Origin of the sequence: Arthrobacter mangrovi (genome assembly GCF_026011795.1) — a bacterium.
Classification (GTDB): Bacteria; Actinomycetota; Actinomycetes; order Actinomycetales; family Micrococcaceae; genus Crystallibacter; species Crystallibacter mangrovi.
The window spans coordinates 250,746-264,214 of record NZ_BRVS01000004.1 but is presented as its reverse complement, the minus strand read 5'-3'; the positions used below and the strand labels follow the sequence as shown (position 1 = coordinate 264,214).

Below are 13,469 nucleotides of genomic sequence, written 5' to 3'. Positions count from 1 at the left end.
AGGCACCTCCTATCGGGAGCAGCTATGCAACTGGACCACAACAAATCAACTTCCACTTCGGCCTCCTCGGCAGCAGCGGCCAACGTCTCTCCTGCCACGCTGCGGAAAGTGACCTTCGCGGCCTCTGCCGGCACTGTCGTCGAATGGTTCGACTTCGCCGTCTACGGGTTCCTGGCCCCCATCATTGCCAGAACTTTCTTCCCGGAGGGCGACACCGTGGTCGCACTCCTACAGACATTCGCGGTGTTCGCAGTCGCCTTCGCCCTGCGGCCCATCGGCGGCGCATTCTTCGGCATGCTCGGTGACCGGATAGGCCGCAAACGGGTCCTGGCCCTGACCGTCCTGCTCATGTCCGGAGCTACAATGAGCATCGGCCTGCTCCCCTCGTACGAAACAATCGGGATCTGGGCCGCGATCCTGCTGACGCTGGCACGCAGCATGCAGGGCCTCTCGGCCGGCGGCGAATACGCGGGTGCCGTGACATACGTCATCGAACACTCACCGCAAAACGAGCGTTCACGACACAGCAGTTGGATGCCTGCCTCAACCTTTGCGTCATTCGCAGGCGCGGCGCTGCTCTGCTACCTGCTCACGGCCAACCTTCCCGCAGAGGCGATGGACAGCTGGGGATGGCGCATTCCGTTCCTCGTCGCGGCTCCGATGGGGCTCATCGCCTTCTATATCCGGCGCAAACTCGACGAAAGTCCGCTGTTCAAGGAGGTATCCGAAAGCTCCGAAGCCACGCACACGCCGTTGAGCTCCACGCTGAAGAAGCAGTGGAAGCCGATCGCCATCCTCACCGGCTACATCAGCCTCACCGCATTGTCCTTCTACACGTTCTCCACCTACATGACCACTTTCCTCAGCGAAGTCGTTGGACTTCCCTCGGAACTGGTGCTGATGAGCAACGTGCTGGCACTGACGTTCGCGGCCCTCATCGCCCCGGTCATCGGCCGCATCTGCGACAAGGTAGGACGCCGCCGGACCATGTTCGCCTCCTCCGTGCTGCTCGGCGGGCTGGCCATTCCCGCCTACCTGCTGGCCGGCGGCGGCAGCTTCGCCAACGCTTTGGGCGGCCAGTTGCTGCTCGCCGTCGGAGCCGTCACCGCCAACGTCGTCACGGCCGTGCTGCTCAGCGAGGCCTTCCCGACCGCTGTGCGCTACACCGCATCCGCGGTCACCTACAACGTCAGCTACGCGATCTTCGGCGGTACGGCACCGTTCGTGGCGACCTTCCTGATCTCCCTCACGGACAACAAGCTGGCGCCAGCCATCTACCTGACCGTCATCGCGGCCGGCGCCCTCATCGCAACCTTCTTCATGCCGGAAACCTCCAGGAAGTCCTTCGAGGAAGAAGACAAGGCTGTACGCGACGCCGCGACATAGCACGATAGCCGGCAGCCCTCCCGGCAGGGAGCAGGCCCGACCATCCGCCGGGAGGGCTGCCGGCCCCGGCGATGGCTTTGGCGGCGGCGAGGATATCGGCCTCGGTGGTCCACCGCCCTTGGGTCAGCCACTCTATATGAGGGTGCGGGCCAGGGGGATGCGGAGGGCGGCGAGGGAGAGGGCGAAGGAGCCGAGGGCGGCGATCGCGAACTTGAGGGTGACGAGGGCGAGAGTGGGTTCGGCGCCGTCGAAGACGGCGAAGGTGAGCCAGAGCAGGATGAGGTAGTGGGCCAGATAGACGCCGAAGGAGGCGTTGGAGAGCGCGACGATGGCTTTCCCCGCGGCGGGCCGGGGCTGCCAGCCGCGGAGCAGGTGGTAGGCCGACGTGAAGATGGCGAGGGAGGCGGCCATGACTCCGAGGCCGAGGTAGCTGGACGGCGTGAGGATATTCAGCAGCGGCGTGCTGTCGCGGTGGATCCAGTGCCAGATGTTGAAGGCGGAAAGTACGACGGCGGCGCCTCCGAGGAGGGCGGCATACCTTTTGCGCAGGTTGATTTGGGCGAGGACCCAGCCTGCCATGAAGTAGCCGACGTACGGGAACCACTGCGTCAGCACGTTCCACGGGTAGCGCCAGTCCAAACCGTACTGGATGCTGACTGCCTGCGCGCTGAAGATGGCCAGGCACAGAAGCAGCATTGCCGCCGTCGTCAGTCCCGCCGTCCGCGGGCTCACGCAACGCAGGAAGCGGGCGAGCAGCGGGGCCACGAGGTAGAGGCCGAGGATCAGCCAGAGGAAGTACAGGTGCGGGGCCAGCTTGGTGTTGAATACGGCGTCGGCAATGGCGCCGGGCTCGAGCTCCTGGCCCACGAGCAGGCCGCGGCCGACGAAGATGTAGACGAGATGCCAGAAGACCAGGGCGGGCAGCAGCCGCAGCGCCCGCTTCCGGTAGAACGCGAGGGCGCCATCGCGGTGCGCGCGGGGGGCCAGCGTCAGCGTGCCGGAGATGATGACGAAGACCGGGACCACCCAGATGAACGCGATGTCGATGATGGCGGCGGCCAGCCAGCTTGGCTGCCCGCGGAGGTCCGGATCCCCGGCAATTTCCCCGTAGGCGTGGATGGCGACGACGCCGACGATGCTGACGATCCGCAGGATGTCCAGCGCGTAATTCCGCTGGACCTTGGTGGCGGGGACGGCTTCCGTGCTGCGGGTCATGGCGCGAAAAAGCCCCCGCGCCGGCCGAGGCAGGCGCGGGGGCTGGAGTCGCGGGCGGCCGTGGGCCCCGCTGCAGGTGTCAGTGCAGGGGAAGGCCGCAAAGCGCTAGCGCTCCACGTCACCGCGGATGAAGGCCTCGACCTTCTCGCGGGCGACGTCGTCGTTGTACTGTTCCGGCGGCGACTTCATGAAGTAGCTCGAAGCAGAGAGGATCGGGCCCCCGACGCCGCGGTCCAGAGCGATCTTGGCGGCGCGCACGGCGTCGATGATCACGCCGGCGGAGTTGGGGGAATCCCAGACCTCCAGCTTGTACTCCAGCGAGACCGGGGCGTCGCCGAAGTTGCGGCCCTCGAGGCGGACGAACGCCCACTTGCGGTCATCCAGCCAGGCGACGTAGTCGGACGGGCCGATGTGCACGTCGTCGGCGCCCAGTTCTGCCGAGGTGTTGGAGGTGACGGCCTGGGTCTTGGAGATCTTCTTGGACTCGAGGCGGTCCCGCTCGAGCATGTTCTTGAAGTCCATGTTGCCGCCGACGTTGAGCTGGTACGTGCGGTCCAGCGTGACGCCGCGGTCTTCGAACAGCTTGGCCATCACGCGGTGGGTGATGGTGGCGCCGATCTGGCTCTTGATGTCGTCGCCGACGATCGGCACGCCCGCGGCGGTGAACTTGTCCGCCCACTCCTTGGTTCCGGCGATGAAGACCGGCAGCGCATTCACGAAGGCCACGCCGGCGTCGATCGCGCACTGGGCGTAGAACTTGGCGGCCTGCTCTGAGCCGACCGGCAGGTAGCAGACCATGACATCGGCCTTGGCCTCGCGCAGGGCGGCGACGATGTCCACCGGATCCTCGTCCGCCTCGACGATGGTTTCGCGGTAGTACTTGCCCAGGCCGTCCAGGGTGTGGCCGCGCTGGACCTTCACGCCGGTTTCCGGCACGTCGGCGATCTTGATGGTGTTGTTCTCGCTGGCGCCGATCGCGTCCGCGAGGTCAAGCCCCACCTTCTTGCTGTCCACGTCGAACGCGGCAACGAACTGCACATCGTTGACGTGGTACTTGCCGAACTGCACATGCATCAGCCCGGGAATGGTCGACTCCGGATCGGCGTCCCGGTAATAGTGGACGCCCTGCACCAGCGAAGCCGCACAGTTGCCAACGCCGACGATCGCGACCCGGATGGGGTTCTCTGCCACGGTTCTCCTTCAACAACAATCCTGGAATGCCGCCCGGCGGAGGGCAGGCAACCTCTCTAGCTTACTTTGTTGCGCAACGTTCACCTTACTGCTGCGATTCCCGGCGGGAATTGTTGCACGGACGACGGCGGCATGCAGCCTCCGTGCGGACCCTCCCCCGGGTGACGGGCCGGGGTGCGTCCGGGCAGGGCTAGTTGCTCGCGCCGGTGGAGTCGTGCGGCTCGCCCACGGGCTTGGACTCGGGGGAGCCCCGCTGGCGCAGGTAGACCGAGAGGATCACCATGGCCCAGACGGCGAGGAACTCGGACTGCCAGTTCTGCAGGGTCCGGTTCCAGAACTCCGGAGAGAGCACGTACTCGCCCCAGGTCCCCGGGTCCTGGAGGTTCGCCAACTGCTCCTCGGCGAACGCGCTGAAGCCCGCGACGGACTGCACGAACCAGGAGCCCAGGAAGATGCCGCCCATGACCAGGATCAGCGAGTTCGAGTAGATGTGGGTCTTCAGCCCGCCGGCCTTGGCCCACTTCGGAGAGTCCGGCCTGGCGAACCGGCCGATCAGCTCCTCCTTGTCCGACTCCGTGCCGCGCTTGTCGATCTCCTTGGACTCCGGGGATCCCTTCTGGACCAGCCAGACGGTGAGCCAGATGTAGAGCAGGAACTGCAGGAACTCGGACTGCCAGTTCTCGGCGACGTCCACCGCGAAGCTCGAAGACGTCACGTACTGCCAGAAGCCCACCGGCTCCAGCTGCGAGGCCTGCTGCTGGTCGTTGAAGTAGGCCAGCCCGGAAAAGGCCTGACCGAGCAGCGAGAACGCGAACAGGAGGCTGAAAGCAATGCTCAGCCCGTTGGTCAGCAGGGGATTGTGCTTCATCGGGCCAGCACCCCGATGGTCAGCATGTAGGCCAGGCCGAGGGCGATGACGCCCAGGCAGATCCAGAATGCCCACCGCATATCAGTTTCCCTCCACTTCGCAGTCGTAGGGTTTTTCGCCGCGCGGCGTGCAGCCGATCGCGGTGATCTTCCAGTGCCGGCCCGAGAGCGTGAGGAACACCGTGTCCGCTTCGAGCTGCACCTGCGCGTTGCTGCCGTAGGCCTGGCTGCTGCGCACCCCGCCGGCGCCGGGCAGGCCCAGGTCCGCGAGCTTCCGGGCGCAGCTTCCGGCGGCGCCGTCTTCGAGTTTCTCGACCGTGCCCGGGGCCAGCAGCGTGCAGGCGGCCTGGAAATCGCCGGAGGCCAGGTCCGCGTGGAACCGCGAGGCGACGTCCGCGGCTTCGGCCGTGCCCGGATTCAGGCTGCTGCAGCCGGCCAGGGACAGGGCCAGTGCGACGCCGGCAAGCACCCGCGGTCCGCTCCTGCGGTGCGGCTTGTGGTCCATAAGCTAAGCCTCCTTACGTTCTGTCCCTACCGTACTGCTCCGTGCCGGACGCGGCAGGACTTGCCGGGGAACCTGCCGGTCCAACGGGAAGGAACAGGTCGGGGCGGGCAGGCCTAGGTGACCAGGTCGCGGAGGGAACGCTCGGCCGCCCGGTAGGAGCCGGCGTCGAGCACGTCCCCGTTCATGAACCGGTCCACCACCCGCGGATCCACGTAGGACTTGCGGGCGATGGCCGGGGTGTTGCCGAGCCGCTCCGAGACATCCCGCATGGCGGCGGCGACGGCCTTCTTGCGCGCGGTCTCGCTTGTGCGCGCCGGAGCGTGCCGGGCCAGCGCCAGCGCGGCTTCCACTGTGCCCTGCCAGGTCCGGAAATCCTTGGCCGTGAAGTCCCCGCCGCACTGCTCGCGGATGAAGTCGTTGAGGCCGGCCGAACTGATCGGCGACCACTCGCCGTCGTCCGTGCGGTAGGCAAGCGCCGGCTCCTCGGGGCCTCGCTCGAGCAGCGGTTCGAGGGCGTGGGCGAGGTCCGCGTCCTTGAGCTGCCCGCTCCATTGCTGGCCGCTCTTGGCGGGGAAATCGAGTTCCACAATCTCCCCGCGCAGCCGGATGTGGCGGATCCGGATGGTGGTGACCCCGAAGGAGCCGTTGGTCTGCGCGTACTCTTCGTTGCCGATTCGCAGCGAGCCCTCGTCGATCAGCCGGAAGGCCGCGGCGTAGGCCCGCTCCTCGGTCGGCTCGCTCCCGCGCAGCAGCCGGGTCACCGCCGGGCGGGCCCGGGGCAGGGTATCGGCGAAGTCCAGGGCGCGGTCGAACTTCTCGCGGTCCTTCAGCTCCCGCCAGCGCGGGTGGTAGATGTACTGGCGCCGGCCGGCATCGTCGACGCCGGTGGCCTGGATGTGGCCGTTGTGAACCGGGCTGATCCAGACGTCGCGCCAGGCCGGCGGGATGGCGAGCTGGTTGATGCGCTCCAGCGTCTCCCGGTCATCGATCCGGCTGCCGTCCGCCGCGGCGTAGCTGAAACCCTTGCCGCGACGGCGCCGGCTGAAGCCGGGCATGTTGCAGTTGCTGCGGCGCAGGCGCGGCTTCCTTGCTTTCGGTGCCGGCCGCTCCTGTTGTGTCGCCATGGTTCTCCTCACCGCCAGCGCATCCCGTCCAAGTTGTTCAGCTTGCTTACTAACTCTAGTAGGGTGCTGAGCAGGGCGCGATGGCGCCGGCCAAACCAAGTCCTGCGAAAGGGAGACAGCTATGGCAACGAACAGCACGCCGGCCAACGAGATTCCGATTCCGGGAGTGCCGGGCGTGGAACCGCCCGCGCTCGCCGAGCCTACCGAGCCTCACGAGCCGCTGCCGCCCAAGCCGGACCAGGACGCGCCGGAGACGGTTACGCCAACCGGTGTTCCGACGGGCGCGCAGAAATCGCTGCACAGCCAGAGCGGTGCCTGGCTGACGACGGCACAGGGTGCCCGGCTGTACGATACGGATCATTCGCTGAAGGCGGGGGCCCGCGGGCCCAGCCTTCTGCAGGACCACCATTTGCGCGAGAAGATCATGCACTTCGACCATGAGCGCATCCCGGAGCGCGTGGTCCACGCCCGCGGCGCCGGCGCGCACGGCACGTTCGTGGCCAACGGCGCCGCCGCCGGCGTGACGAAGGCAGGCTTCCTGGCGTCCGGCGTCGAAACCCCCGTCTTCGTCCGCTTCTCCACGGTGGTCGGTTCCCGCGGTTCCGCCGATACGGTCCGCGACACCCGCGGCTTCGCCACCAAGTTCTACACGGACGAGGGCACCTTCGACCTGGTCGGCAACAACATCCCGGTGTTCTTCATCCAGGACGGCATCAAGTTCCCGGACGTGGTGCATGCGGCCAAGCCGCACCCGGACCGGGAGATTCCGCAGGCGCAGAGCGCGCACGACACGTTCTGGGATTTCGTCTCGCTGCATACCGAGGCGCAGGCGCACACCATGTGGTTCATGGCTGACCGAGGCATCCCGCGCTCCTACCGGACCATGGAGGGCTTCGGCGTGCATACCTTCCGGCTGCAGAATGCCGCCGGCGAGACCACGCTGGTGAAGTTCCACTGGAAGCCGAAGCAGGGCGTGCACTCGCTGGTTTGGGAGGAGGCGCTGATGATCAACGGCACCGACCCGGACTTCCACCGCCGGGACCTGGCGGATGCGATCGAGGCCGGCGCCTTCCCCGAGTGGGAGCTGGGCATCCAGACGTTCCCGGATACCCCGGACGAGACGTTCGAGGGGATCGACCTGCTGGATCCCACCAAGATCGTGCCGGAGGAGCTGGCGCCGGTGCAGGTGATCGGCACCATGACCCTCAACGCGAACCCCACGAACTACTTCGCGGAGACCGAGCAGGTGGCGTTCCACCCCGGCCACCTGGTGCCCGGCATCGACGTGACCAACGATGCGCTGCTGCAGGCCCGGCTGTTCTCCTACCTGGACACCCAGCTCACGCGCCTGGGCGGGCCGAACTTTTCGCAGATCCCGATCAACCGGCCTCAGGCTCCGGTCAACGACATGTTCCGCGACGGTTTCCACCAGACGGCGGTGCATGCGGGGGCGGCACCGTACCGGCCCAACTCGATCGACGGCGGCTGTCCCTTCCTGGCGGGCGAGGACATGAGCGCCTACATCGAGGTCCCGCAGGAACTGCCGGCCTCGGCCAAGAAGCGGGAGAAGCCGGCGAGCTTCGACGACCACTTCAGCCAGGCACGGCTCTTCTACCTCTCGCTGGCACCGGTGGAGCAGGAACACGTGGCGCAGGCGTACACGTTCGAACTGGGCAAGTGCTACGAGGAGAACATCCGCAAGCGGCAGCTGCAGGCCCTGGCGAACATCGACGCCGACCTCTGCGCCAAGGTCGCCGCGGGACTGGGACTGGAGGCGCCCGCGCCAACCGTGGAGCTTGGCGATCCGGAGCCCAGCGCGGCGCTATCGCAGCTGCGCGGAAGCTGGCCGCTGGCCGGCCGGACCGTGGGCATCATCGCTGACGAAAACAGCGACCAGGAGGCGCTGGCGACGGCGCGCGAGGCCATCCACGCCGGCGGCATGGTCCCGCTGATCATCGCACCGCACGGCGGCAAGCTCCCCGGCGGCCTGCCGGTCCAGCGGACCTACCTGACGGCGCGGTCCGTGGAGTTCGACGCCGTCGTGGTCGCCGGATCCGCCAAGCCGGCGCCGGACGCGGCCCCGGGGCTGGATGCCAAGGCCGGCGATCCCTCCGGCTACCCGGGGGTGGACCCGCGGGTCACCCTGCTGCTGGCCGAGGCGTACCGGCACTGCAAAGCCATCGGCGGCTGGGACAGCGCCGGCCAGGCACTGGCCGCAGCCTCCGTGCCCGAGGATGCCGCCGGCGTCGTACTGGGCAGCGGCCCGCAGGTGCTGGAGAAGGTGGCGGAACTGCTGTCGAAGCACCGGGTCTGGGAGCGGTTCCCGGCCGGCGCCGAGCAAGGAACGCTCCGCTAGGGTCCATCCGCCGGGGGCCGGCCGCCAAGGCCGGCCCCCGGCTCGGTCCGGTAAAACCCGGCCGCTACACCCGGCCGCTAAGGTTCGGACGGGCTGCGGGATGGTCAGGCGGGCAGGCCCTGGGCGGCCCGCTCGGCCTCCATCCGGCGGGCGTCGCTGTCCCGCTGCTGCTGGCGGACCCAGCGGATGGCCTTCAGCGCCGGCGTCGGCAGCAGGGTGCGCAGGCGCAGCCGCACCCGCCGCTTCCGCGTGGCAGCCAGCCGGTCCGTGTCCAGCGTGAGCTTGCCGGCCCGGGCCCACTCGGCGTAGATAGCGAGAACGTGCCCCAGGGGCACGTCCTGCCGGTGGAAATAGTTGTCCCGCAGCCAGCTGTGCTCCGGGTGGAAGAAACGGCCGGCCTTCAGGTCCTCAAGGGTGCCGAGCAGCCCGGAGCCGTCGAAGACCTTATTGAGCATCTCGTCGCTGACCCCGAAGTCGGACAGGATCAGCACCTGCAGGCCTGCGTCGAGCGCTTCCAGGGCGGCGGTGGAGCTGACGGTGACCATGGCCGTTCCGGGCACCAGCTGCTCGGCCATCGAGCCGGTGCAGAACTCCAGTTCGTGTCCGGCCACCGCGCGGGCCTTCACCATGTCGTTCCACAGGGTGTCGAACGGGTACTGCTCCAGGTGGGTCTGCGGTTCCCCGGCCCAGGCCCTCAGCTTGACCCGCACCGTGAAGCCGGTGCGGCGGGCCAGCGCAGCCAGCGCCTGCAGGATGGCGACGCGCTCGTCCTTCTCCACGGGCACCTTGGCCTGCGGGGCGAACACCACGCGCTGCAGGGGAGCGGGATCGGGCATCGGGGCCGCGGGGGAGGAGAGGAAGGGCAGCCGGGAGACCAGGATGCGCTGCGGCAACTCGAGGTCTTCGGCCCGTTCGCTGAAGGCGCGGCATTCCGCGTGGCTGTGCGTGACGAAGGCGTCTCCGAGCGCCCGGTAGCGCAGCGCCTTCTTGGTGGCGGGGAAGGCGACGCCGGGCAGCCCGGACACCAGCGCCGGGCGCGGGGTCAGCGCGGCGGCATGCAGGTATACCTCTTCGACCACGGGGCCGGTGGCGGCGGCGAGTACGACGTCGGCGCCGGCCAGTGCGGTCCGCAGGCCGGAGGCGGGGATCACCGCGGTGGCGCGGCCGTGGAGGAAGGTCCCGGCGGTGGCCGCCGTCATCTGCTCCAGGGTCGGCTGGATGGGGGAGCGGACCAGCAGGACCTCGCGCTCCCATTCCGGGCCGAGGGCGTCCAGCGTGGCGCAGGCGAACTTCAGGTACGAGTCGCTGTCAGCGATGGCGACAATGCGCATCTTCCGTCCCGCCTTCAGGGGGTTCGCAGTTTCGGCGCTCATTGGGGCGAGCCGCCATCGTCGAGGGAACTGCTCAGGTGGCGCCGCAATGAGTCCGAGGCCTGCGGCAGCCACCAGCTGTCCGGCACGGCGTGGCCCTTCAGCGGAACCCCATTGGGCCCGAGGATCAGGCGGAGCGAGGCCAGCACGGTGGAGGGCAGCGCCCGCACGACTTGTCCGGCGCGGAGTCCGCGCAGGCGCATCTCCACGGGAATGGTGTGGCGGTTGACGCGGATCAGGGGGTGCCGGTCCAGCTTGGCAAGGGAGGTCGGGGTTTCCCGCCGGTGCGGGAAGTAGCTGACCGGCCCGTCCTCCGTCAGCGATTCGACCCACGCCAGGTAGGGGTCCTCGCGGATGAGTCCGTCCGCGGCCATGGCCGAACCAACGACGACGGTGGGCTCGTTGATTTCTTCCGTCACCGGCTGCGTCCCCAGCCATTCGAAGCGGTGGCGCTCCAACTGGCCGCCGACGGCGCGGAAACGTTGCTCGAGGTCAAGCGGCACCGGCAGCGCGGTGACCACCAGCAGGCGGTTCTGGCGGGCGAGCCGGCGCAGCAGGAACCAGACCGCCAGGCCAAGCGCCTTGCGGACCGAGGAAGCCGCCGCCCGCGGGCGCACCAGCGGGGCCGCGGAGTCTCTCGCCAGCGTGGCCAGCAGCTTGAGCGTTGCCAGCCCGTCGTCGACAATCACGATCTCTTTGTCCGCCGCTCCGCGCAGCAATTCCGCCTGCGCCACGCCGGAGTAGGCGTCTCCGATGACCCAGCGGTCCAGGTCCGGAGCGCGCAGCGCCGGCACGGAGGACCCGGGCTCGGCGAAGCTGACGCCGTCCGGGACCTGGCTCAGCAGCTCGGCCAGGGTGGCGTCCATGCCGACCGCGTCGCTGCGGGAGTGGATGACCGTTTCGTTGCCCAGCAGCCCGGCGCCGTGGGCTTCCACGGCGCTGAGCAGCTGCAGCGGAGACTCGGCCCAGACCGTGGCCCGGCCGAAGCGCGGCCGGGCGACCAGCATCGAAGGGAGGATTTCCTGCATCATTTCGCCAGCACCGTCAGGACGCGCTTGACCTGCCGGGTGCCGGCGCGCCGTACCCGGCCCAGCGGGTGGAGTACCTTGGCGGCGGGCAGGGCACCGGGCAGCTCCAGCTTGGTCAGCCGGCGGCGCTTGAAGTAGCGCATGTCCCCGGTGTGCTGTGCGCCGGCCAGGAAGGCCTCGGCCGCGGGCCGGGCCAGCTCAAGCGTCTGCGGCTGCATGCAGTAGGAGACGGCCTCGACCAGCTGCTGCAGCGGGGCCGCGCGCCCGGGCGAAGCGTCCGGTGTCTGCGCGGCGCCGAGCGCCTCCGATGCCGCGGCAGACGCCTCCTCCGGTGCCTCGGCCGGGGCGGCGTAGCCGCGTTCCAGCAGGGCGTCGATGATGGTGACCGGGATGCGGTTGCTGTTCTGGTACGGCGTGAGCCGCTCGAGCAGGATCTCGGTGCCGACGGCCGCGGCGTCGATGCCAAAGAGGTACTTTGCCGTCATCAGGGCGGTGGAGAAGCAGCTGACCACCAGGTCCGGTTGCAGCCGCTGCATGACGACCTCAGCCGGGCTGCTCGAGGTCAGTACTTCGAGCTGCAGGCCGAGTTCCGCGGCGGCGGCCTGGATGGAGGTGACGGCGCCTGGACCGGCGCTGGGGTGCGGTTTGAACACGCAGTGGCGGATGCCCCGGTCCAGCGCCTTGCGCAGCATGTCCCGGTGCAGGCCGACCTCCTCCTCGGCGGAGAGGATGCCGAGCTCGGAGAGGTACTGGCCGAGGATCAGTGCGCTGCGGGAAGCGCCGCGGTCCGCGCTGTGCTTCTCCAGCTCCGCCGCGGGGGTCCCGCTGATGGCGGCGGCCACTGCATCGTCCTCGGGCAGCGTCCGCGCCAGCGCTTCCATGCCGCGGCGCAGGTCGGCGCGGTCCACGGGCACCAGGGCCGGATTGTGTTCGCGCAGCAGCTGCGGCACGAGGCCAGGGACCAGGTCCACGTACACCAGCGTCTCGAGCCGCTGTGCCAGTTCGCGCGGCAGCGGATTGCGGGTGGGGCCATAGCTCATCAGTCCGTCCGAGTGCACGCTGATGCCGGCGTCGGCGAAGACGCGGCACAGCGCGACCGCCGGGTTGACCTGGATGGACTCGACGAACAGGCTCACGGAGCTGTCGCCAAGGTTCCATTCGGCCCGGAGCAGGCGCTCCCAGAGATCCAGCTCTTCGGCCCGCGGGGCGAACTGCCCGGGCCGGCGCGGCCAGAGCAGCTGGCTCAGGTTTACGGTGCGGTCGAAGCGGGCCGCCGCCTCCGCGAAGCCGGGAGCCTCGTGGAAGGGCACGGTGATCTCGGGGATCAGGGCGCTGTTGGCGAGGACCAGGATTCGCTCGGCGCCCCGATCCGGGATCCGGCCGGCGTCGATGGCGGATGCCAGCGAGATGCACTGGTACAGCGTGGAAACGACAAAGAGTTCTTTCATGCGGCAGCTCTCCGGAGCACAGGTTTGAGCAACTTGCGTCGCTTGTTGTCCAGGCCGGCCAGGCCCTGCCCGCGCACGTCCTCCGGCAGGCCCGCGAGGGCGGCGTTGATGCCGGCGTGGAGTTCCGCCACAACCTGCTTGTCCATGTCGGCGGAGCGGTCCAGCTGGTGGCAGGCGATGGCGAGGAACTGGCGGACGGCCTTGGGCCAGAAGCGGCTTGCTTCCGGATCCTCGCCGACGAGGCGGAAGACCTCGGCGAAGCACGGCAGGAAATCCAGCTGGCGGCGGTCGAAGACCTGCGTGAGCGAGCTGGCGACGCCGCGCCGGTAGAACGCGCCGAGCTGGTTGCTGACGGCGTAGGAGGCGGCCTTCAGGTGGAGCCGCCAGACCCACGGGCGGTCTTCGGCGGTGTGCCGGCCGTCCAGGAAGTGGAGCAAGCCCGCATCCTTGAGTCCGCCGTCGAAAATTCCGAACGGCGGGAAGCAATAGTCGACCATCGTGGACTGGTCGTGCGGCGCAATGTCGTTGCGCGGATCCAGCTTGGTTCCGCGGCGCGCCTGGGGCGCCTTGTGGACGGTGCGCACGCCGCCGGTGTGCCGGATGTGGTCGACCCGCAGGAAATCGACCCCCAGCCCGGCGATCTCGTCCGTGATCCGGGACAGGTGCCCGGGGGCGTACCAGTCGTCCGGGTCGAGAAAGGTGATGAAGCGGCCGGTCGCGATGTCCAGCCCGCGGTTGCGGGCGGAGGCGACGCCGGTGGCAGCCTCGTTGCGGAGGATCTGCAGGCCGGGGAGCCGGCTGGCGAATGCGGCAGCCAGCTCCCCGGTTCCGTCGGTTGAACCGTCGTCGATGACGATGACTTCCATTACGGAGGGATCATCGAACTGGCGCGTCAGGCTGGTCATCGAGTCACGGATGAAAGGGGCCTGGTCCTTCGCTGGAACGATGACGCTCAGTAATGGCTGGTTCATAGGGCTAA

11 protein-coding genes are annotated in these 13,469 nt (G+C 68.7%); 2 read left to right on the top strand and 9 right to left on the bottom strand.

Going from position 1 to position 13,469, the window contains the following annotated elements; all coding sequences use genetic code 11:
• The first annotated feature begins 24 nt into the window (after nucleotides 1–24).
• Complete coding sequence (locus tag AHIS1636_RS05300; RefSeq protein ID WP_264794768.1) at nucleotides 25–1,386, top strand: MFS transporter; 1,362 nt, start codon at nucleotides 25–27, stop codon at nucleotides 1,384–1,386.
• 132 nt (nucleotides 1,387–1,518) lie between these two features.
• Here AHIS1636_RS05300 and AHIS1636_RS05295 read toward each other — a convergent pair whose 3' ends face one another.
• The 5 genes from AHIS1636_RS05295 to AHIS1636_RS05275 all read right to left on the bottom strand — a co-directional run bounded on the left by AHIS1636_RS05295 (nucleotide 1,519) and on the right by AHIS1636_RS05275 (nucleotide 6,288).
• Complete coding sequence (locus AHIS1636_RS05295) at nucleotides 1,519–2,601, bottom strand: acyltransferase (protein ID WP_264794767.1); 1,083 nt, start codon at nucleotides 2,599–2,601, stop codon at nucleotides 1,519–1,521.
• Nucleotides 2,602–2,706: 105 nt separating this feature from the next.
• Nucleotides 2,707–3,792: an inositol-3-phosphate synthase gene (locus AHIS1636_RS05290; RefSeq protein ID WP_264794766.1), complete on the bottom strand. Its 1,086-nt coding sequence runs from the start codon at nucleotides 3,790–3,792 to the stop codon at nucleotides 2,707–2,709.
• Between the two features lie 190 nt (nucleotides 3,793–3,982).
• Entirely contained in the window at nucleotides 3,983–4,660 is a 678-nt protein-coding gene (locus AHIS1636_RS05285) for a DUF6766 family protein (RefSeq protein ID WP_264794765.1), read from the bottom strand.
• A gap of 81 nt (nucleotides 4,661–4,741) precedes the next feature.
• Nucleotides 4,742–5,164, bottom strand: coding sequence for a hypothetical protein (locus AHIS1636_RS05280; protein WP_264794764.1), 423 nt, complete (start codon nucleotides 5,162–5,164; stop codon nucleotides 4,742–4,744).
• A gap of 113 nt (nucleotides 5,165–5,277) precedes the next feature.
• Complete coding sequence (locus AHIS1636_RS05275; RefSeq protein ID WP_264794763.1) at nucleotides 5,278–6,288, bottom strand: DNA topoisomerase IB; 1,011 nt, start codon at nucleotides 6,286–6,288, stop codon at nucleotides 5,278–5,280.
• A gap of 121 nt (nucleotides 6,289–6,409) precedes the next feature.
• Here AHIS1636_RS05275 and AHIS1636_RS05270 point away from each other — a divergent pair, with 121 nt between their 5' ends.
• Complete coding sequence (locus AHIS1636_RS05270) at nucleotides 6,410–8,644, top strand: catalase (protein WP_264794762.1); 2,235 nt, start codon at nucleotides 6,410–6,412, stop codon at nucleotides 8,642–8,644.
• Nucleotides 8,645–8,748: 104 nt separating this feature from the next.
• Here the strand turns inward: AHIS1636_RS05270 and AHIS1636_RS05265 are convergent, their stop codons facing one another.
• The 4 genes from AHIS1636_RS05265 to AHIS1636_RS05250 are packed head-to-tail and all read right to left on the bottom strand — an operon-like array spanning nucleotide 8,749 to nucleotide 13,461.
• Nucleotides 8,749–10,017, bottom strand: coding sequence for a DUF6716 putative glycosyltransferase (locus tag AHIS1636_RS05265; RefSeq protein WP_264794761.1), 1,269 nt, complete (start codon nucleotides 10,015–10,017; stop codon nucleotides 8,749–8,751).
• The gene (locus tag AHIS1636_RS05260; RefSeq protein ID WP_264794760.1) at nucleotides 10,014–11,045 is read right to left on the bottom strand and encodes a hypothetical protein; all 1,032 of its coding nucleotides are present in this window, start codon (nucleotides 11,043–11,045) and stop codon (nucleotides 10,014–10,016) included. The genes AHIS1636_RS05265 and AHIS1636_RS05260 overlap by 4 nt, the downstream gene beginning before the upstream one ends.
• The gene (locus AHIS1636_RS05255) at nucleotides 11,042–12,490 is read right to left on the bottom strand and encodes a polysialyltransferase family glycosyltransferase (protein ID WP_264794759.1); all 1,449 of its coding nucleotides are present in this window, start codon (nucleotides 12,488–12,490) and stop codon (nucleotides 11,042–11,044) included. The genes AHIS1636_RS05260 and AHIS1636_RS05255 overlap by 4 nt, the downstream gene beginning before the upstream one ends.
• On the bottom strand, nucleotides 12,487–13,461 hold the full coding sequence (locus AHIS1636_RS05250) for a glycosyltransferase family 2 protein (protein ID WP_264794758.1): 975 nt from the start codon (nucleotides 13,459–13,461) through the stop codon (nucleotides 12,487–12,489). Before AHIS1636_RS05250 ends, AHIS1636_RS05255 begins: the two co-directional genes overlap by 4 nt.
• Between the last annotated feature and the right edge of the window lie 8 nt (nucleotides 13,462–13,469).